This window comes from Alistipes sp. CAG:268 (genome assembly GCA_000434235.1).
GTDB lineage: Bacteria > Bacteroidota > Bacteroidia > Bacteroidales > Rikenellaceae > Alistipes > Alistipes avistercoris.
Window position 1 is genome coordinate 41,966 of the sequence record FR892003.1, and the last position, 20,128, is coordinate 62,093.

A 20,128-nucleotide genomic window follows, 5' to 3' on the forward strand; every position below is an offset into this window, starting at 1 on the left:
GTGTCGAGCGCCCGGTGCCGCTCGTCGTTCTGCATGAAGACCATCAGGTTGTCGCGGCGGATGCCCGCGTTGTTCACCACGACGGCGATGTAGTCGTCCGGGTGAGCCTCGCTCCAGCGGCCCAGGGCCTGCTCAATCGCCTCGGGGTCGGCCACGTCGAAGGGCAGCAGTTCGGCCTGTCCCCCCGCCTCGGTGATTGCGCGGAGCGTCTCGTGTGCTGCCGCGTCGTTCGAACGGTAGTTGATCACCACGGGCCAGCCCTGCGCCGCCAGCTTCAGGCAGACGGCCCGTCCCAGCCCCCGGGATCCTCCCGTAACCAGTGCATATCTCATGATCGTCGTACTATTTCAGGTTCAACGGATTGTTTCGCAAATACGCCTCGACGGCCGCGATCTGGCGGTAGAACGGGGCATCCTCGACGAATGCGGGGATGATCGCCCGCACGTCATCGTAGACACGGCGCGACACGGGAGCGAGCTCCCCGGCGATCTTCAGACAGTCTACGGCCTGGGCCAGGGCGATGAAGTGGATCGACATCACCTGGAAGACGTTGTCGATCACCCGTTTGCATATCAGCGCCGAGTTGGTGCCCATGCTGACGATGTCCTGATTGTCGTTGTTGTTCGGGATGCTGTGCACGTAGTTGGGCATGGCCAGCGTCTGGCACTCGGCCGTTGTCGAAGTGGCCGTGAACTGGCAGGCCTGCATGCCGTAGTTGAGTCCGAGCGTTCCGAGGTTCAGGAACGGCGGCAGGATGTTGTTGATCCGGTCGTGGAAGAGGTAGTTCAGCTGCCGCTCGGCCGTCATCGCCAGGCGGACCATGGCGATCTTCACCTTGTCCTCTTCGAGCGAGATGTAGTCGCCGTGGAAATTGCCGCCGTGGAATACGTTGCGGCGGACGGGATCGACAATGGGGTTGTCGCAGGCCGAGTTGAGCTCCTCCTCGAGCACCCGGCGCGCCTGCTGCAGCGTCTCATGGACAGGCCCCAGAATCTGCGGGGCGCAGCGCAGCGAGTAGTAGGCCTGGACCTTGCGGCGGCTGTCGAAAGTTTTGACCTCGGACGAAATGCCGCCGTAGAGTTCGTGTTCGCGGCGGAGCATGCGGCTGCCCCCTTCGGCGAGCGCCCGCATGCGGCGGGCGATGACCTGCTGGCCCTCATGGCGCCGGCATTCGTTGAGCCCCTCGGCCATGAAGTCGTCGTAGGAGGCCGCAATCTCGTTCATCATCACCGAAGCCAGCGTGGCCCAGTCCAGCAGCCGCTCGGCATGGAACTGATTGACGAGCCCGATGCCCGTCATCACCGAGGTGCCGTTGGTGATCGAAAGCCCCTCGCGGATGTGGATGCGCATGGGCGCGAGGCCGTTTTCGCGCAGCACCTCCGCCGCGGGGCGCCACTCGCCCCGATAGTGCACCTCGCCCTCGCCGATCAGCGTCAGGGCGATGTGGGCCAGCTGCACCAGATCGCCGCTGGCGCCCACGCTCCCGTGCTCGGGGATGAACGGGCAGATGCCGCGGTTGATGAACTCCACCAGCAGATCGACCACCTCGGGATGGATGCCCGAACGGGCCTGCAGCAGGGTGCCGAGCCGGGCGATCATCGCCGCCCGGACATAGAGGTCGGGCAGCGGCTCGCCGGCGCCGGTCGAGTGGCTGCGGATGATGTTGTACTGCAGGTCGGTGAGGTAGCGGTCATCGACACGCCACTGGGCCATGGGGCCGAAGCCGGTGTTGATGCCGTAGATCACCTTCTCGGCCGCAAATTCGCGGAGGAATTCATAACATGCGGCCACCTCGCCGAGCGGCAGCTCCGCACGGTCGATCCTTGCGTCCGAAAACAACAGCTTTTCAACGCAATCCAGTTCCAACGACTTTATCATTCGTCTTTTTCGTGAATTCTTTGGACATTCCGAGGAGTATTCCGGGCCCGTTCCGGAATATCAAAAACATGCAAATGTAATGAAAAAAGTTCAAAAGTACATATCATTTGGATCGAAAAAGCAAAAGAACAGCAAGCGGCCGTGACGGAGTACCGGGCCAAAAAGGCGCGGTACGGAGATACCGGTCTTTCGCCGGCGGCGACATCCGGCCGGAATACGCAATCATCGGAGGTGCTCCCGGCATCGACAACAACTGGGGGCAAAGCCGGGCGAAGCAGGGTAAGGAGCCGCACGGCGGGGCAAAAGCGGGATTCGACCATCGGGGAACGGGATTCGACCGGGCCGTTTTTGGGCCTGTACGGCGGAGCGTCTCTATCTTTGCTCCCGACGAACAGGCTCCCTCCCGGAGCCCCGTTCCGGACCGAAGCCACCAATCCCAAACAAGATGATACATCCGACAAAACTCCTCCATGCCGTCCGGTACTTGATCCTCGTGCCGGCCGTATCGTTCAGCCTGGTCTGCCAGGGGCAGCAAACCCGCATCAGCGGCCGTGTGGTCGATCAGGCGGGAGAGGCCATTCCCTTTGCCAACGTCGTCCTGCTCCACGCCCGCGACACGCTCAACACCCTCTGCGGATGCGCTACCGACCGCAACGGCAGCTACCGTCTGGAGGCAATTCCCGCAGGAGACTACCTGCTGAAAGCCTCCTGCATCGGTTATGCGCCCGCGTCGTGCAGGCTACAGGCCGCCGGTCAAGAGCTGCAGCGCGATCTGGTGCTGCACGCGGACCCGACGACCCTCGAGGCGGTCGTCGTCCGGGGCAAGGGGAGCATTCGCGGAATCGACCGTACGACCTATACCTTTGACCGGGAACAGACTGCCCGCGCACGCGAGGCGCGTGAACTGGTGGCTTCGCTGCCCGGGCTGCACATCGACCGCACGGCCAACTCGCTGGCGACGGTAGACGGTAAATCGGTTCTGATACTGATCAACGGCGTGAAGGCCACCGAGAGCGAACTGAAACTGCTGCCGGCCGACCGGATCCGCTCGGTCGAGAGCTACGACATCCCGCCGATCCGCTACCTGAACGATGCAGACCGGGTCGTGAACGTGCGGACCCGGACCCTCGACGCGGGGTGGAGCGGCGACCTCTACGGCACGCTCGGGCAGCTCTTTTCCAGTGCATCGGCCGCCTTCTCACGGATCCGGGGCAACGACCGCTTCACGTTCGACTACGCCTCGCACTTCAACATGAAACGGGAGCTGCGCGACCTGGAGCAGGGTGTCTACGAATACGGCACCGGGCAGGACGACTACCGTTACGACTACCTCCAGAAAAGCCGGACCTGGGGCGACCAGCACCGTATGGGACTGGCCTATGCCCGCAGCTGCGAGGGCCGCTACGACCTGCGGATCGCGGCCGCAGGCACCATGACCGGACAGAGGCTCGAGGCCGACAAGGAGATCGTCCGCACGAGGAACGGGCTGCCGGAAGAGTGCACGGGCCGGCTGACCGACCGCACACGGACCCTGTCGCCCACCGTCGAGGCATACTACCACCGGCAGCTGACCGACAGAGGTACGCTGACCCTCGACCTGCTGGGCAGCCGCTTCGGGAACGAACAGCGGAGCCGCTCGACGGAGAGCGGCGAGCGGGGCTTCGACGACGCCATGCTGCTCGACAACCGCAAGCATTCACTCATCGGGGAGATCGTCTACGGTCACCGCTTCGGACAGTCAAACCTGACCCTGGGCTACCGCGCGCACTGCAACTTCCTCGCCAACGAACTGCGCAACTCGCTCTCCGCAAAGCCGCAGGAGGAGTACATCGACACGCGGACACACCGCCTCTACGGGGAGTTCTCCGGCCGCACGAAGCGGTTTCTCTACCGCGTCAGCCTCGGCGCCTGCTGCGACCTGCGCACCGGAAGGGAGGGCTTCCGCAACTGGACCTTCACCCCCGTGCTGCTGGCCGGATGGCAGATCGGCGAGGTGCACAACCTCCGGATCTCCTACCGGTCGAGTACGCAGATGCCCGAAATCCAGCAGATGTCCGAGGCCCGGATCCTGATCATGGAGGGATTCTACCGGAGCGGGAACGAGGCGCTGCGACCGGCACATCTCCAGTCGTGGGGCATAGACTACAGCCTGATGGCAGGACGCTTCTCGATGCAGGCCTCGCTCTTCCTCGACCACACGCGCAACAGCCTCTTCGACGACTACCGCAGCGACGGGCAGAACATCCTGCAGCGCAGTGCCAACGCCGCGAAGGACCTGCAGCGGGGCGGACGGCTGAGCATCGATTTCCGCCCCTGGGACTTTCTCCGGATCGGCGGCAGCGTGGAGCTTGCGCGCCAGTCGTTCCGGCCCTCGGACACGGCGGAGCAGTACGACGGCTGGTCGTGCCCCGCAACGCTCTACCTGTCGGCCGGCGGCCGCCACCTGACCTTCGACCTCTACCAGAAATTCGGAGGCTCGTACCTCTCGGGACTCTACCGCTGCGGCATCGAAAAGAGTTCCTATGTCAGCCTGAACTACCGGCGCGGCAACCTCGCCGTCGGACTGCAGTGCTTCTTCCCCTTCATTCGGGACCGATACACGAACGAAACTACGGCCGCAAGCATCGTCCGCCACCGGACCGACCACCACCTGCGCCGCAAGGACCACACCGTGGCGCTGAGCCTCTCGTGGAATTTCCACTCGGGACGCAAAACGGCGTCCATGCGGCAGCGTATCGAAAACGCGGACGACGACAGCGGCCTGTTCCGCATCCGGTAGGAGAGGGGGCTGCACGGCGGCAACATACGGAAAAAACAGTTTCCAAGAATAAAACAAATATAAAATACTGTCAGCACAAATATATTATTCGCATTTTTGAGAAGACAAAAATTCTACAAAAAAAACGATTATGAAACGGATAATAGGACTTTGCGGAAAAGGGCATATCGGAAAAACCGAAACGCTCAACCTGCTCATTGATTTGCTGACTGTTGCGACGACAAGATGCGCCATGCCGGCACCCCAGCCCGCAGGACGCAACAGGGAAATGACCTTTATATACAAAGGAAACACCATATCGATATGCACGGCAGGAGACACGGAGGCGATATTGAAGGACAGTTGCGCCTACTTCAGCAAGATGAAATGCGATATTGCAATATCTGCAGCACGATCCCGAGGCAAGACCCACATGGCATTGGAGAACCTCGACCCTTCGGTTTCCGTTGAGTGGATCAGGAAGATCGATGACAGAAGCAAGAACCTGCAAATTGCACAGGACATCTTCAACAGTCTGTAGACGGCACAAGCCATGCGCCACGAACCGGCTGACGTATTTTGCTCGTCAGCCGGTTCGCCGTATGAGGAAAGGTATGCAACATGCTATTATCGCGTTCTTTGCCCGGCAAAGGTTCTTTACCTCAATTGACGTGAATGTTGTATTATCCAGGCAGCCAATAAAAGAGAGCGAGACAGTTACCATCTCGTTTCTGCCGTATCGAAGGCCTCATCTCTTCGTCCTCTTCGTTCTGGCGATAGGTCTTGTATGCGAATTTGCAGGAAATGATGCCTTATGGACTGAAACATAAAATGAAAGATGGTCTAAAAATCATGAAACATGGCATCGCCATTTGGGGATCCGGAATTCTCTAAAACCAAAGTACCCCAAGTTCTTTTTTCGGTAAAACTCCTCCAGATTTTCCTGTCCCAGCCTGCAGCCGTTTGATGCCGCTCGCAGATACCATACGGCTGCGGCATCCGGACCGGGAGACGCAATCAGTTTCTCCTCATACATGTATCCGACGTTGTTCTGGACCATTGGGTGTCCCTGTCGGGCTGCGAGCAGATACCAGACCATCGCCTTTGCATAGTCCCGTGCAACCCCTTTGCCCTCCAGGTAACAGGTTCCCAATGCAAACCGGGCCTCGCGGTCACCCTGCTCCGCAAGCTCCTGCAGCAAACCGATCAACTCCTCGTCGTAACACTCCAACGCCTGCAGAGATCCGATCAGCAGATACCTGGCTTCGTCCATTCCGGCGGCGTACATTCTTCGGGCCCAATATGCCGCCTTTTCGGAGTTGTGCATGGTATAAAAGTGCTCGGCCAAAAGGGACATTGCATCCCGGCTTCCCAGATCGGCTGCCTGTGAGAGAAAGTGCTCCATGCGTTCTTCGTTGCTAGTCTCGCCGTAGCAGATGCCCAGCCGACCACAGCGGAGACGGTCTTTGGAACAAATGGTGCCCGTATAGCAGAGAAGGGCCCGGGCGTACTGCTTCCGCTTGAAAAAGCGATCGCCAATCCGGCGGTACAGCCACTTGGGAACATAAGGTTTGCAGCGTCTCAATGCCTCTGAGACAAAGGTTGCGGGGTTGGTGTTGTTTTTCATTTTTGAAAGGTTTTAATGTGTTTTTCGAAATCTGAAGGTGAGAGCATGAATCCGGCTGCGGAAGCGTGTCCGCCCCCACCGAACCGCTGTGCGATTCGGGCGGCATCGATACCGGATCCTTCGACGGCGTAAAGTGACAACTTCCAGCGCAGGGGCGGAACGAGTTGCCCGACAAGATATCCGTCCACTTTTATCTCGGGGTGGCGACGATGCCATGCGGCCAGTGTCTGCGAGTCACGCAGCGACGAGTTGAGAAACAACAGCCGATAGCTATTGTCCTCAAGAGACAGGGTAACCGGCTGCACTGCACTTGCCTCCCGACTGCGCAACTGCTGTTCATAGGCGAACATCGGTTGCCCGTAGCGGCGGAGATAGGTTTCAAGCAGCCGTTCGTCGGAGAAGACGCGCAGGTCGTAACGCTCCGGAGTGGAGAACCGACGGGTCACGATCAACTGCCAGGGGCAAGTCCGTGTCTTCCATTCGGCATCCTGCTGCCACAGGTCGTATTTGTCGACCCACGTTACGGCAAGCGGCGCCGGTGCGGCAAAGAGATGGTGCCAGGAGAGCCATGCGGCCGAGTGAGCCGTGTCGCGGAAGCCGACCGGATCCTCCCAACCGGTGTCTCGCCACGCTTCGAGTGCAGAGATGTGGTGATCGATCCAGACGAAATCCGGCCCAAATGCACATTGCAGACGCCGGGTGGTTTCCGGGCGGAAAGAGATATCGACGGCCCAGATCTGCGTATGACCGTCGGGGCGCAGCTCCTGCAGGCGCCGGTCTTCGCCGAGGTAGCCGTGACGGATGTATTCAAACCGGACGTCGCCATATCGTTGCTGTAAAGCATGGCGGACGATGGCCGCTGCCGTGATTCCGTCCGCATCCGGATGATAGAAAATCAGAACTTTCATCTTGCATCAAATGGTTTATGCGGCAAAGAAAAACCCCGTCTGCGCAAAAAGAAAGTGCAGACGGGGTAAATTTTGCAAAAAATCGGTCAGACCGGATGCTCGGCCCATACCGTAAGAGCCTCGGCAAACCGTCGGGCGATGGGGTCGTCGTCGTAGCGCGGCAGGTTGAGCATCTCGATCAATGTCTTGAAGCCGATGCACCGGTGCTCATACTGTTCGCTCCGGATAGGTTGCGGCGTGGGAAGGAGGTAGACAATCTCGACCGAGCGAATCTTCGCGATGGCTGCCTCTTTCAGCCGACAGCGCTCCTTGACAAGCCGTGCGTCCGTGTATTCGATCCACCGGTCGAGTTTCTCGATCAGATGCCTGTATTTGGCGCGGGCCGTAGTCGTTTCGTAAATAGAGATAATGTCCGAAAAGACTTCGGAGAGCTTTTTCTTCTGGATTTTGTGGAGATAGAGGGCCTGTTCCGCACGAATGGAATGGTTGTCGGTCTTCAACTCGACATAGACCATTTTGTCATCCGAAGCGACCATGTAGTCGATCCGATCCGAGAGGTTCATGTGCTCCTGCTTGGCCGGGAACTCCGGGATGACCGTCAGCTGATCCCCCGCGGCAAAGTAGCCGCAGTAGGTGAGCAGATCCTCCAGATAGAGGGCAAAGAAAATGTCGGCCCGGCGTTCCAACTGATAGGCGGGGAGCTGTCGCCAGTCGGTCAGCAGATCAAACAGAGTGTTCAGGTTTTTCATGATAGGGGCAATTTATTTATAGTATTCGGCTATTTTATCGGCGGTCTCTTTCATCCGTTGCTGCACCCACCGGGGCGACAGCACCTTGACATAGGCTCCGCAGGCAAGCAATTCGCCGAAGAAGCGGCTTGTCGGTCGCAGCGTGAAGGTGAATTCCGCCCATCCCGCGTCGGTTTTCGTCTCCTGCTGGCTCGGATGGAGTGGCAACGTGCGTAGGCGGTCGGCCATCAACCCGTATGCCCTCACTACGACTTTTGTCTCGGGAATGGCTTCGTATTGCCCGATGCCGTGCTGCCGCAGGTACTCCCCGGCGGAGAAGGTCTCGGGAAAGACGAAGGTCTTCTCCGTAGGCTCGCACGCTAGAATCCGATCCAGCGCATAGACCGTCAGGGATGTTTCGTCCTCCCGCAATCCAAATACATACCAGCGGCGGTCGCTCATCTGCACGAAGTAAGGGGATAGCAGCAGCGAAAACGCCTCCTTCCCGAACGGACGATAGGTGATTCGCAGCCTTCGATTTTCACGCAGGGCGGAGAGGATCGGATGGAGCCAGCGATCGGCCGAGGGGATCTCATCGGTGATAATCCGCTCATTGAGTTCTCGGCTTTCTGCAAGCATCAGCCGCAACGAGAGGGTTTGCCACATCCAAGCTCCCAGCGGATTGTGTTCGTCGAGGCGAACCGAATAGTAACGATTGCTTGTGCAGATGATCTCCACGCCGAAATCCATGGCATTGATCGCCTCCTTGTGTTGCTGAAAGGTGCGGCGCGAGAGGGGAACACCGTCGGGATTCAGTGTCTCTTCCTGCTGCCACCGACGGTCGATCTCCTGCAACGTACAGCGGTCATGACGACGGATGGTATCGATCAGCCACATGTAACGGGCATATTTGTCTTTGCGGCGAAGTGTTATGGAACTCATGTCCGGATCTTTTTTACAAAGATAAGCGGATGCTGTGCAAAAAGTGGGTGCAGCTGCTGAAAAATTCGTGTTTTTGAAAATTCCTGTATTCTTTTTCCCGGCTTGTTCGTATAGTAAAATATGGAACGATTTATTTTTCTGGATTTCGACGGCATTCTCAATACGGGACGCTATCAACGGGAGTTGCAGACTCGGGGTGAAATGGGGCGGGATGCCATCGGCCCGCTGTTTGACCCGCAGGCGGTCGATGCTTTGCGGATGCTTCTAGAGCGAAGCGGCGCCCAACTCGTAATCACCTCTTCCTGGCGAACGGCAGGGCTTGCGGCCATACGCGATCTTTGGCAAAGCCGTTCGCTGCCGGGTGAGGTCGCCGACGTGACTCCGTTTTATCTGTACGGAGCCTACCGCGATTCCTTGGATGGGGAGCCGTTTATGGGTTTCACGCCGGGTTGCCGGGGTCTTGAGATTGCCGAGTGGCTGGCCCGGCATGCGGAGCCTGACGTATCTTATGTCATCTTGGATGATGAGGAGGATATTCTGCTGCGACAGGCTTCTCGCCTGGTCAGAATAAATCCGGAAACAGGCCTTACGCCGGAGGATGCCCGAAAAGCGATGGTCGTATTAAAATAGCTCAAAATGATTTCCTCTGATATGGACCACCACCTAAATAAAAATCGATCGCTATTTTATCCAATTTGTTCAGAGAGTAAAATAGCGATCGATTGTGGTGTCTGAATTTTGATTGTAAACTTGAGAAAATAAATTAAAGTTTCACGATTCAGGGCATAAAAATTGGGGTGTAAATCTCGTAACTACTTGATTTACACCCTTGTTTGCGGTGCGTAGGGGACTCGAACCCCTGACCCCGTGCGTGACAGGCACGTATTCTAACCAGCTGAACTAACGCACCATTGCTGGGCGACCTTCTTTACGAGTGGAGGGGCGGTCGCTTTTCCCTCTCTCGGCTGGCGGTGCGTAGGGGACTCGAACCCCTGACCCCGTGCGTGACAGGCACGTATTCTAACCAGCTGAACTAACGCACCGTTTTTCGCGGTAACCGTTTTCCGGTATTGCGAGTGCAAAGATAGTGGAATTTTTTGAATCGGCAATACTTTTCACCCCTTTTTGAAGAAAGAAAATTGCACGCTTCCGTAACTCCTTAATTGCCAGAACTCACTACGCTCGGAAAAATCCATCTTTTTCGAATGTTCGAAGATCAGCAGCCCGCCGGGACGCAGCAGATCGCCTCCGAGGACCAGATCGACGACCGCCTCGCTGCCCGAAAGGTCATACGGGGCGTCCGAAAAAACGATGTCGAACTGCTTGTGACAGCTCCGCAGGTAGAGAAAAACATTTGCCTTGACAGCATAGAGGTTGTCGATCCCGAGCTGCCGGGCCGTGCTGCGGATGAAATCGTAGTGCACCGGGTTGATCTCGACCGAGGTAACACTCCGCGCTCCCCGCGACGCAAACTCGTAGCTGATCGACCCCGTCCCGGCAAAGAGGTCGAGGACGTCGCACTCCTCGAAATCGACCAGATTGCCCAGCACGTTGAAGAGATTCTCCTTGGCAAAATCGGTCGTCGGCCGGGCCCGCAGGTTGCGGGGCGGGTTGATGGCCCGTCCCTTGTATTTTCCGCTGACTATTCGCATAGGCTTTTTCCGAATCGTTTTCCGAGAAGCCTCCGCAATCCCTTTGCGTCGTCACCCGCCGCAATGAGCACATACTCGCGCAGCGCGAATGCCTGCTGCAGCCGTTCAGCGACATAGAGCAGGTCCGCCTCCCCGGCCGCGGGGAGCGCCTCGGCCATGCGCAGCGTCTGTTCCCGGTATACCTTAATATATAGCGTACCGCTCTGGCGGCACATCCACACAGCGGAGGCCGTATCCGCAGGCGTCCGCAGCAGGGGAGAGGTATAACGAACCCTGTCGCCGAGCCGCCCCTCGACCTGCCGCACGGCATCCCCGGCGACGCACATCAGCGCTACGGTCTCCGCCCCGGGATCGCTCCACACGATCCGCTCACCGGCAGCAGGGCGGATGCCCGCCGCCGCCAGCAGCGCCTCCGCAGCCGCCGGTTCGAACACCTCGCACGGGACGAGCATCGTCCGCGGCGTCACCGCCTCGACCTCCACGACACCCGCCGCCGGACTCTCCAGCCCAAGCAGCGAAAAAGAATGTCCATCCAACGATTGCTGAATGGACACTCCGTAGCCGTCTTGCGGCCGATTAGTCTTCCCAGTTGCCTGCCTCATTGTTAGCGGCTTCCATCGAACCGAACTTGATACCGGCGTAGCGGGTATAGATATTCTCCTCCTCGTCGATCAGGTTGATCACCTCCTGACGATAGGCCACCGTGTCGAGGAACGCCTTGTAGGGAGCGCGGCACTCGACGATCGGCACAACGACTCCCGAAGCCGTCGCATAGCCGGCCTCCATGATGAATTCGGACTTGTTGTCCGTTCCGGGGATGTAACGCAACTGCTCAACATCCTCGCGCATAAGTTTCTTGGGCGAGAAGATGGTGTCGATCACGGCGATCTTGAACTTCTCGATGTTCTTCTTGCCGGTCTTCTTCAGCATGGCCATACCTACCGAGTCGTCCTCATCGACGAGTTTGCGCTCCATCTCGAGCGTATCGGTGAGAATGAACGCCTCGAGCGAGTCGAACGTGCTGGTGAAGCGCTGGTACTTCGACTTGAATGCACGCTGGGCGGTACGAATGTCCTTGATGCGGTCGATGACCTGAGCCCGCTTCGTTTTCAACTCCTGCTCGAAGTTGAGCGGCGTCGAGATCTGCACATAGATAACGTAGACCAATGCGATGATGACTACGCCGAGGATGATTTGAGCGATTCTTTTCATTTTATAAATAAATATTTGTTATTAATTTTGTGCTCTCAAATGAAACACGCATGTCCAGCACACGTATTGCGACCCAAATTTACGGTAAAATTTGTTTCGAAACAACTCCCGGGCAAAAAAAAATCATAGAAAAGTTGTCGGAATACCTTGCAGATGACGATTTTTCGCGGATTTTCGTGCTGAACGGCTATGCGGGAACGGGAAAAACGACACTCATCGCGGCACTGGTGGGGGCACTCAAGGAGTCGGGAATCCGCCCCGTACTGCTCGCCCCGACGGGACGGGCCGCCAAGGTGCTGGCCCGCAACGCCCGGGAACGTGCGCTCACGATCCACAAGCGGATCTACCGCCAGCGCACGAATGCCGACTACGAATCGCAATACTCGCTCAACCACAATCCCGAACAGGGGGCCGTGTTCATCGTCGATGAGGCCTCGATGCTCTCCGAGCGCGCCTCGGAGGGGACACATTTCGGCAGCGGGTCGCTGCTCGGTGACCTGGTGCAGTATGTCCGTAACGGACGGGGCTGCCGCCTGATCCTCGTGGGCGACAGCGCACAGCTGCCGCCCGTGGGTTCGGACTTCAGCCCGGCACTCGACCCGGCGACGATGGAGCGCTACGGCGAGGTGGTCTACGGCACGCTCGACGAGGTCGTGCGCCAGGAGTCCGAATCGGGCATCCTGTTCAACGCCACGCTTGTCCGGTGCATGCTCGAGAACGGCATCTGCGCCATTCCGCGTTTCCGCATGGATTTCCCGGACATCGAGGCGGTCGAGGGCGGCGAATTTCTCGAGAAACTCGAGGATTGCTACGCCCGCTACGGACGCGACGAGACGATTGTCATCACGCGTTCGAACAAGCGGGCCAACCGCTACAACGAGGGGATCCGGCGCAACGTTCTCTCGGCCGAGGAGGAGATCGAGAGCGGCGACATGCTGATGGTCGTCAAGAACAACTACTACTATCCCGAACGGACGGAGAACTGCCTGATGAACTTCATCGCCAACGGCGACATCGCCCGCCTGAAACGGCTGCGGCGCTTCGAGGAGTTCTACGGCTTCCGCTTCGCCGATGCCGTGCTCTCGTTCCCGGACTACGACGACTCGGAGATCGAGTGCAAGATCCTCCTGGATACGATCGCCTCGGAGTCGCCGTCGCTCACGCGCGAGGAATCGACGCGCCTGTTCTATGAGGTCGAAAAGGACTATACCGACATCCGGAGCCGGATCAAGCGCTTCAAGGAGATCCGCGAGAATCCCCATTTCAACGCCGTGCAGGTGAAATTCTCCTACGCCGTGACATGCCACAAGGCCCAGGGCGGACAGTGGCGCGCGGTCTTCGTGGACCGCTGCCTGTTCGGCGACGAGCAGATGACGCGCGACATGCTGCGCTGGCTCTATACGGCCCTCACGCGGGCTACCGACAAACTGTATCTGGTCAATTTCGACTCCCAGTTCTATGAATAGCGAACGCCATCCGCTCGACCCGTTCCTCCCCTCCGGAGCCCGGCTGCTGATGCTCGGCAGCTTCCCGCCGCAGCGCAAACGCTGGTCGATGGAGTTCTTCTACCCGAACCTCCAGAACGACATGTGGCGCGTGGTGGGCTACCTGGCCACGGGCGACAAGCAGCACTTCCTGACTCCGGACCGGAAACATTTCGACCGCGAACGCATCGAGGCCTTCTGCCGCGAGCGGGGGATTGCCCTCTTCGATACGGCTGTCGAGGTGATCCGATTGAAGGACAACGCCTCGGACAATTTTCTTCAAGTGGTGCAGGAGGTCGATTTCGCCTCGCTGCTGGCACAGCTGCCCGACTGCCGGGCCGTGGTCACCACGGGACAGAAGGCCACCGACACGCTGCGGCGCCTGACCGGATGCGACGAACCTCCCGTGGGCGGGAGTGTCGCGATGCCCTTTGCCGGACGCGACCTGCAGCTCTGGCGCATGCCCTCCACCTCGCGGGCCTACCCGCGCCCGGTGGAGTGGAAGGCGGAGTTCTACCGCCGGGTATTCACCCGGTACGGCATCATCGGATAGGCCGCACAGGTCTCCGACCCCCAAAAAAATCGGCCTCCGGCTTTGCACGGGAGCCGAAAAACCCGTATCTTTGCTTGCAATACAATATTCTATATAGGCTACTGTGGCACCCGAAAACAAACCAGAGAAAAAGATAGACAAGAAATACGTCGAGACCCCCCTGATGAAGCAATACTACTCGATCAAGGCGGTGCATCCCGACGCCATCCTGCTCTTCCGCGTGGGGGACTTCTACGAGACGTTCGGCGACGATGCGATCAAGGCCAGCGGCATCCTGGGCATCACGCTCACACGCCGGGCCAACGGCGCGGCGACCTACGTCGAGCTGGCCGGGTTTCCCTACCACGCCATCGATACCTACCTCCCGAAACTGGTGCGGGCCGGCGAACGTGTGGCCATCTGCGAACAGCTCGAGGACCCGAAGCTGGTCAAGGGGCTGGTCAAGCGCGGGGTGATCGAACTGGTCACGCCGGGCATCGTGCTGGGCGACAACATCCTGGCCAACAAGGAGAACAACTACATCGCCTCGGTCTACTTCGGCCGGCGGACAACGGGTGTGGCCTTTCTCGACATCTCGACCGGCGAATTCTACGTTGCCGAGGGCGACGACGCCTACGTGGACAAGCTGATCTCGAACCTCGCACCGAAGGAGGTGATCTACCAGCGCGGCTATGAGGACCGTTTCTCGGCTGCCTTCGGATCGCGGCTCTACACCTACCGGCTCGACGAGTGGGTCTTCTCCGAGGAGGTGAACCGCGAGAAGCTCTGCCGGCAGTTCGGCACCCCCTCGCTCAAGGGCTTCGGCGTGGACCACCTTACAAGCGGCATCTCGGCCGCCGGAGCGATCCTCTACTACCTCGAGTTCACCGAGCACCGCGAGACGGGACACATCACCTCGATCGCGCGGATCGACCAGGACGACTACGTGTGGATCGACAAGTTCACGATCCGCAACCTGGAGCTCTTCTCCTCGAACGGCGCCCGCGAGAAGTGCAGTTTCGCCGACGTGATCGACCGCACGCTGACCCCCATGGGCGGACGGCTGCTCAAGCGGTGGATCGCCATGCCGATCAAGGACCCGGCGCGGATCAACGAGCGGCTCGACGTCGTCGAACGCTTCACGCGGGAGGCCGACCTGGCCGACGCCGTCCGCGAGCAGGTCTCGATGGTCGGCGACCTGGAGCGCATCGCCTCGCGCATCGCCGCCCAGCGCGTGACACCCCGCGAGCTGGTGCAGCTGAAGAACTCGCTCTCGGCGATCGAGACGCTCAAGGCGGCGATCGAATCCACCGACTGCCGGCAGCTGCACACCCTGGCCGAAGGCATCGACCCGATGACGGAGGTGCGCGACCGCATCGCCCGCGAGATCTATCCCGACCCGCAGAACAACCAGATACAGAAGGGCGGCGTGATCGCCGACGGGGTGAACCCCGAGTTGGACGACCTGCGCCGCATCGCCCTGCACGGCAAGGACTACCTGGCCCGCATCCAGCAGCGCGAGAGCGAGGCGACGGGGATCCCGTCGCTCAAGATCAGCTACAACAACGTCTTCGGCTACTACATCGAGGTGCGCAATGCCCACAAGGAGAAGGTTCCCGCCAACTGGATCCGCAAACAGACCCTCGCCAACGCCGAGCGCTACATCACCGAGGAGCTCAAGGAGTACGAAGAGAAGATCCTCGGCGCCGAGGAGAAGATGCTCCAGCTCGAACAGCGCATCTATGCCGAGCTGCTGGCCTCCATCTGCGGCTCGCTGCAGCCGCTGCTGCACGACGCGGCCATCGTGGCCCGCATCGACTGCCTGCAGTCGTTCGCACGGCTGGCCGTCGAACGGCGCTACGTGCGTCCGACGCTCGACGACGGCAAGGTGATCGACATCCGCCAGGGCCGCCATCCGGTGATCGAGACGCTGATGCCCGTGGGGGAGGAGTACATCCCCAACGACGTGCGGCTCGACGACAAGCAGCAGCAGATCATGATGATCACCGGACCCAACATGTCGGGTAAATCGGCCCTGCTGCGCCAGACGGCGCTCATCATCCTCATGGCGCAGATGGGTTCGTTCGTGCCGGCCGCCTCGGCCCACATCGGCGTCGTGGACAAGATCTTCACCCGCGTGGGAGCCTCGGACAACATCTCGCAGGGCGAATCGACCTTCATGGTCGAGATGCTCGAGTCGGCGAGCATTCTCAACAACATCTCCGACCGCAGCATCGTGCTGCTCGACGAGATCGGCCGCGGCACGAGCACCTACGACGGCATCTCGATCGCCTGGGCCATGGTCGAGTACCTGCACAACCATCCCACGGCCCATGCCAAGACGCTCTTCGCCACGCACTACCACGAACTCAACGAGATGGAGCAGATGTGCCCCCGGGTGAAGAACTACCACGTCTCGGTCAAGGAGATGGGCAACCAGATCGTCTTCCTGCGCAAACTCGAGCGGGGCGGCACGGAGCACTCGTTCGGTATCCACGTGGCCCGCATGGCGGGTATGCCGATGTCGGTCGTGTCGCGTGCGGACGAGATCCTGCGCAACCTCGAGCAGGTCTACGGCAACAACGAGATCGTCCCGAGCCGCAGCCTGAAGGAGCGGGGGCGCAAGCACCCGGCACAGGCCGTCAAGGAGGCCGCCGAGAGCGCCGCGCCGCAGAACATGCAGCTGTCGATGTTCCAGCTCGACGACCCAGTGCTCATCCAGATCCGCGACCAGATCAAGGGGCTCGACATCAACTCGCTGACGCCGATCGAGGCGCTCAACAAGCTCAACGAAATCAAGAAGATTGCGGGAATCTGACCCGCAGCAGGCAGGGCCGGGGCGACAGGACAAGGGCAGCGGGATGCGGACGACGCCGGCAACCTGCGGCAAAGTGCCGGAAAAGCCCTCCCGAAACGGCCGAAGCCCGGAAACCCCGACACGGTTCCGGGTTTCGCCGGATCAGAAGCGGCAGAAGAAGCCGATAAGCAGAGGTACGCTCACCTCGAGGGCAATTCCGTGCAGCACAGCCAAAGGCACCAGCTGTGTGCTGCCACCCGAATAACGGACAATCCCGGGCAGGCAGACATCCATCGAGTTGATCCCTGCAGCCGAGATCGGGGCGACACGCCCGCACCAGCGGGCAAAGAGCGACAGACAGAAGAGCGCGAACATCTCGCGGACAACATTGGCCAGTAGGGCCACCGTAGCCAGTTCGGCAGCTCCGCCCTCACCCAGCGACGCCGCCCCAACATCGGCGATCAACACCGACGAGAGGGAGTAGTAGCCGAATCCGCTGCCTACGGCAAGGCATTCGGCAAGCGGGCGGTTGCCGGGCAGCAAGGCGGCCGCAGCCGAGAAGAGCAGCGAACCGGCAATGGTGAAGAGGGGCAGAAGCAGCATCCGCAGGCGCAGCGAACGGACGATGCCCCGCAAATCGTCGTTGGCGCCAAGCCCCACGCCGACCTGCAGGATCAGCAGCGAGAGCAGAAGCGAAGGCAGGGCGGCATCGAGCAGCCATTCGGGCGACAGGCCCGAGAGGCCAACAGCGATTCCAAGCAGGAAACAGCAGAGAGTCAGTGCATTTCCCTTCATCGGCGGCCTCCTTTCCCGAAAATGAAACGCTGGGCAACGACACCGGCTGCAAGACTGCCGGCCGTGGCCAGCACGGCGATGACGACGGCCTGGCTGCCGAATGCCCCGAGGTTGCGGATCAGGGCCCCGTCGGACCCGATCGAGAGCCCGAAGACGAAGAGAAGGGCAGCGATCGTGAACTGCACGCCCCGCTCGGTTTTGTGGGCGAAGGAGCGTCGGCGGGCCAGGTAGCCGATGCCGACACCGATGGCAAGAAGAAAAAGGATGCGGAACATCGTATCGATGGTTTATGCACACGGACAGACACTCCGCCCCTCCGGGAGCGCATGCTGTCGGTGCAGGTGAATGAATAAAAGGGAGTGAAGGGCGGGGCCAAGCCCGCCGCGGGATGCCGCGGTCCGAAGGCGCGCGGCCGAAGAATCATCGAACGTCAGATGAAGCCGCTGAACCAGTGGACATGCACGGTCTGGAAGGCACGCGCCGTCGCGCACCTCGGACCCGTATAGCTATGTCCGCCTTTGAATCTCATGCCGGTAAAATCCGTTTTTCGCGGTGCAAAGATAAAATACACACCGCAAAGTTCCAAATCGCTGGCGGCAGCGCGGCCGTCTGCAACACAAAAAGGCCGGAGTTCAGCGGCCAACCGCCGCACTCCGGCCCTGTTCGGGATATCTCTTGCAGCCTATCCGCTGCCGGGCGGCCTACTCCCCGTTGTCGATGAGCGAGCGGATGCTCTGGATGAGCATCGCCACGGCCACCGAATTGAAGCCGCCCTCGGGGATGATGACGTCGGCATATTTCTTCGACGGCTCGACAAACTCCTCGTGCATCGGCTTGACGGTCGTGGTGTACTGCGAGATGACCGACTGCATCGTCCGCCCGCGCTCGCAGACGTCGCGCAGGATGCGCCGCGCCAGACGGATGTCGGCATCCGTATCGACATAGACCTTGATGTCCATCAGGTCGCGCAACTCCTTGTTCTCGAAGATCAGGATGCCGTCCACGATGATCACCTTCGAAGGTTTTACCAGCACGGTCTCGGGCATGCGGTCGTGCTCGACGAACGAATAGACCGGATGCTCGATCGGCACGTTCTCCTTGAGCGCCTTGATGTGATCGACCATCATCTGCGTGTCGAACGCCTGCGGGTGGTCGTAGTTGAGCTTCGTGCGCTCCTCGTAGGTCAGTTCCGGGTGGGCCTTGTAGTAGTAGTCGTGACAGATCGTCGCGACGTCATCGCCCTTGAAGGCCTCCTGCAGCCGCTTCACGAGCGTCGATTTTCCGGAGCCGGTACCCCCGGCCACTCCGATCACGGTAACTTTCATGGTAGTGTTCTGTTGGTTTCTGCATTCCGTATGCGGCACCGGCCATCCGGGCCGCTTCGCCCCGCCGCATCACGCCCGCAGGGCAAAAAGGAAGGGGATCGCCCCGGTGCATTCCCGAGGCAATCCCCTCCGTTGTCCGTCCGTCACGCGTCGATGTTCGCGTAATGGGCATTGCGCTCGATGAACTCGCGGCGGGGCGGCACGTCGTCGCCCATGAGCATCGAGAAGATGCGGTCGGCTTCGGCAGCATTCTCGATGTTCACCTGACGCAGGATGCGCGTGTCAGGGTTCATCGTCGTCTCCCACAGCTGGTGGGCGTTCATCTCACCGAGACCTTTGTAGCGCTGCACATGGGCACCCTTGCCGAACTCGGCCGTGATCTCGTCGCGCTCCTTCTCGGTCCAGCAGTAGCGCTCCTGCTTGCCCTTCTTGACCAGATAGAGCGGCGGGGTGGCGATGTATACGTGGCCGTTCTCGATGAGCTCCTTCATCTTGCGGAAGAAGAAGGTCAGCATCAGCGTGGCGATGTGGCTTCCATCGACATCGGCATCGGTCATGATGATGATCTTGTCGTAGCGCAGCCCCTCGAGGTTGAGCGCCTTGGAATCCTCCTCGGTACCGATCTTCACGCCCAGCGCGAGGAACATGTTCTTGATCTCCTCGTTCTCCCACATCTTGTGCTCCTGAGCCTTCTCGATGTTCAGGATCTTACCGCGCAGCGGCATGATGGCCTGGAAGTTGCGGTCGCGTCCCGACTTGGCCGTACCGCCTGCCGAGTCTCCCTCGACGAAGAAGATCTCGGCCACCGAACGGTCGCGGCTCGTGCAGTCGGCCAGCTTGCCCGGCAGGCCCGAACCCGACAGTACGGTCTTGCGCTGCACCAGCTCGCGGGCGTGGCGGGCGGCGTGGCGCGCCGTGGCCGCAAGGATCACCTTCTGCACGATGGCCTTGGCATCCTTCGGGTTCTCCTCCAGGTAGTCGCCCAGGGCCGAAGCCATGGCCTGATCGACCGCTGCGGCCACCTCGTCGTTGCCGAGCTTGGTCTTGGTCTGGCCCTCGAACTGCGGCTCGGCGACCTTCACCGAAACCACGGCCGTGAGGCCCTCGCGGAAGTCATCACCGTTGATGTCGAACTTGAGCTTGGCGAGCATGCCCGAATCCTCGGCGTATTTCTTGAGCGTACGCGTGAGCGCCCGGCGGAAGCCGGTCAGGTGCGTACCTCCCTCGATCGTGTTGATGTTGTTCACATACGAGTGCACGTTCTCCGAGAAGGAGTCGTTGTACTGCATGGCCACCTCGACCGGAACGCCGTTCTTTTCGGTGTCGAGGTAGATGATCTGCTCGATGATCGGCGTGCCGCGCGTGGCGTCGAGGTACTTGACGAACTCCTTGAGGCCCTCCTCCGAGTAGAAGTGGTCCTCGTGCGTGTTGCCTTCCTCGTCGGGACGCTTGTCGAAGAGATTCAGGCGGATGCCCTTGTTCAGGAATGC

The 20,128-nt window shown here is 60.1% G+C and carries 19 protein-coding genes and 2 tRNA genes; 6 read left to right on the plus strand and 15 right to left on the minus strand.

Annotation, left to right across the window (positions count from 1 at the left end; translation table 11 throughout):
* Window positions 1-332: SDR family NAD(P)-dependent oxidoreductase (locus QZL63_RS06390; RefSeq protein ID WP_290586268.1), on the minus strand; the 332-nt coding region annotated here is incomplete at its 3' end.
* Between the two features lie 10 nt (window positions 333-342).
* Window positions 343-1,878 (minus strand): HAL/PAL/TAL family ammonia-lyase, encoded by a 1,536-nt coding sequence (locus QZL63_RS06395; RefSeq protein WP_022308500.1) that lies wholly within the window; start codon window positions 1,876-1,878, stop codon window positions 343-345.
* A gap of 445 nt (window positions 1,879-2,323) precedes the next feature.
* Here QZL63_RS06395 and QZL63_RS06400 point away from each other — a divergent pair, with 445 nt between their 5' ends.
* Both QZL63_RS06400 and QZL63_RS06405 read left to right on the plus strand, forming a co-directional pair.
* On the plus strand, window positions 2,324-4,657 hold the full coding sequence (locus QZL63_RS06400; protein ID WP_022308501.1) for a TonB-dependent receptor: 2,334 nt from the start codon (window positions 2,324-2,326) through the stop codon (window positions 4,655-4,657).
* A gap of 130 nt (window positions 4,658-4,787) precedes the next feature.
* Complete coding sequence (locus tag QZL63_RS06405; RefSeq protein ID WP_022308502.1) at window positions 4,788-5,177, plus strand: hypothetical protein; 390 nt, start codon at window positions 4,788-4,790, stop codon at window positions 5,175-5,177.
* A 309-nt stretch (window positions 5,178-5,486) separates the two neighbouring features.
* Here QZL63_RS06405 and QZL63_RS06410 read toward each other — a convergent pair whose 3' ends face one another.
* The 4 genes from QZL63_RS06410 to QZL63_RS06425 all read right to left on the minus strand — a co-directional run bounded on the left by QZL63_RS06410 (window position 5,487) and on the right by QZL63_RS06425 (window position 8,796).
* Window positions 5,487-6,263 carry a tetratricopeptide repeat protein gene (locus tag QZL63_RS06410; protein WP_022308503.1) on the minus strand — a complete coding sequence of 259 codons (777 nt, stop codon included), beginning with the start codon at window positions 6,261-6,263 and terminating at the stop codon, window positions 5,487-5,489.
* Complete coding sequence (locus tag QZL63_RS06415; RefSeq protein ID WP_022308504.1) at window positions 6,260-7,171, minus strand: DHH family phosphoesterase; 912 nt, start codon at window positions 7,169-7,171, stop codon at window positions 6,260-6,262. The genes QZL63_RS06410 and QZL63_RS06415 overlap by 4 nt, the downstream gene beginning before the upstream one ends.
* 86 nt (window positions 7,172-7,257) lie before the next feature.
* Window positions 7,258-7,920: a hypothetical protein gene (locus QZL63_RS06420; protein WP_022308505.1), complete on the minus strand. Its 663-nt coding sequence runs from the start codon at window positions 7,918-7,920 to the stop codon at window positions 7,258-7,260.
* A gap of 12 nt (window positions 7,921-7,932) precedes the next feature.
* The gene (locus QZL63_RS06425) at window positions 7,933-8,796 is read right to left on the minus strand and encodes a helix-turn-helix transcriptional regulator (protein ID WP_290586271.1); all 864 of its coding nucleotides are present in this window, start codon (window positions 8,794-8,796) and stop codon (window positions 7,933-7,935) included.
* Window positions 8,797-8,961: 165 nt separating this feature from the next.
* On the opposite strand from QZL63_RS06425, the gene QZL63_RS06430 reads away from it, so the two are divergent.
* Window positions 8,962-9,471: an HAD domain-containing protein gene (locus QZL63_RS06430; RefSeq protein ID WP_290586274.1), complete on the plus strand. Its 510-nt coding sequence runs from the start codon at window positions 8,962-8,964 to the stop codon at window positions 9,469-9,471.
* 206 nt (window positions 9,472-9,677) lie between these two features.
* On the opposite strand, the gene QZL63_RS06435 is transcribed toward QZL63_RS06430, so the two are convergent.
* The 5 genes from QZL63_RS06435 to QZL63_RS06455 form a co-directional block, all read right to left on the minus strand.
* A tRNA-Asp gene (locus QZL63_RS06435) sits at window positions 9,678-9,751 on the minus strand.
* Window positions 9,752-9,807: 56 nt separating this feature from the next.
* Window positions 9,808-9,884: transfer RNA gene (locus QZL63_RS06440), tRNA-Asp, on the minus strand.
* A 72-nt stretch (window positions 9,885-9,956) separates the two neighbouring features.
* Complete coding sequence (locus QZL63_RS06445; protein ID WP_022308507.1) at window positions 9,957-10,493, minus strand: RsmD family RNA methyltransferase; 537 nt, start codon at window positions 10,491-10,493, stop codon at window positions 9,957-9,959.
* Entirely contained in the window at window positions 10,484-11,029 is a 546-nt protein-coding gene (locus QZL63_RS06450) for a hypothetical protein (protein ID WP_290586277.1), read from the minus strand. Before QZL63_RS06450 ends, QZL63_RS06445 begins: the two co-directional genes overlap by 10 nt.
* Before the next feature lie 40 nt (window positions 11,030-11,069).
* Window positions 11,070-11,705 (minus strand): hypothetical protein, encoded by a 636-nt coding sequence (locus QZL63_RS06455; RefSeq protein ID WP_022308509.1) that lies wholly within the window; start codon window positions 11,703-11,705, stop codon window positions 11,070-11,072.
* 50 nt (window positions 11,706-11,755) lie between these two features.
* Here QZL63_RS06455 and QZL63_RS06460 point away from each other — a divergent pair, with 50 nt between their 5' ends.
* The 3 genes from QZL63_RS06460 (at window position 11,756) to mutS (ending at window position 16,539) form a co-directional block, all read left to right on the plus strand.
* Complete coding sequence (locus QZL63_RS06460; RefSeq protein ID WP_290586280.1) at window positions 11,756-13,171, plus strand: ATP-dependent DNA helicase; 1,416 nt, start codon at window positions 11,756-11,758, stop codon at window positions 13,169-13,171.
* Window positions 13,164-13,742 (plus strand): uracil-DNA glycosylase family protein, encoded by a 579-nt coding sequence (locus QZL63_RS06465; RefSeq protein ID WP_022308511.1) that lies wholly within the window; start codon window positions 13,164-13,166, stop codon window positions 13,740-13,742. Before QZL63_RS06460 ends, QZL63_RS06465 begins: the two co-directional genes overlap by 8 nt.
* A 163-nt stretch (window positions 13,743-13,905) precedes the next feature.
* Window positions 13,906-16,539, plus strand: coding sequence for a DNA mismatch repair protein MutS (gene mutS, locus QZL63_RS06470; RefSeq protein WP_022308512.1), 2,634 nt, complete (start codon window positions 13,906-13,908; stop codon window positions 16,537-16,539).
* Between the two features lie 141 nt (window positions 16,540-16,680).
* Here mutS and QZL63_RS06475 read toward each other — a convergent pair whose 3' ends face one another.
* The 4 genes from QZL63_RS06475 to QZL63_RS06490 form a co-directional block, all read right to left on the minus strand.
* On the minus strand, window positions 16,681-17,313 hold the full coding sequence (locus QZL63_RS06475) for a lysine exporter LysO family protein (protein WP_022308513.1): 633 nt from the start codon (window positions 17,311-17,313) through the stop codon (window positions 16,681-16,683).
* Window positions 17,310-17,588: a LysO family transporter gene (locus tag QZL63_RS06480; protein ID WP_022308514.1), complete on the minus strand. Its 279-nt coding sequence runs from the start codon at window positions 17,586-17,588 to the stop codon at window positions 17,310-17,312. The genes QZL63_RS06475 and QZL63_RS06480 overlap by 4 nt, the downstream gene beginning before the upstream one ends.
* Before the next feature lie 426 nt (window positions 17,589-18,014).
* The gene (gene udk, locus QZL63_RS06485; RefSeq protein ID WP_022308516.1) at window positions 18,015-18,638 is read right to left on the minus strand and encodes a uridine kinase; all 624 of its coding nucleotides are present in this window, start codon (window positions 18,636-18,638) and stop codon (window positions 18,015-18,017) included.
* Between the two features lie 143 nt (window positions 18,639-18,781).
* Window positions 18,782-20,128 (minus strand): toprim domain-containing protein (locus QZL63_RS06490; protein WP_290586283.1); only part of this gene is annotated, 1,347 nt, incomplete at its 5' end.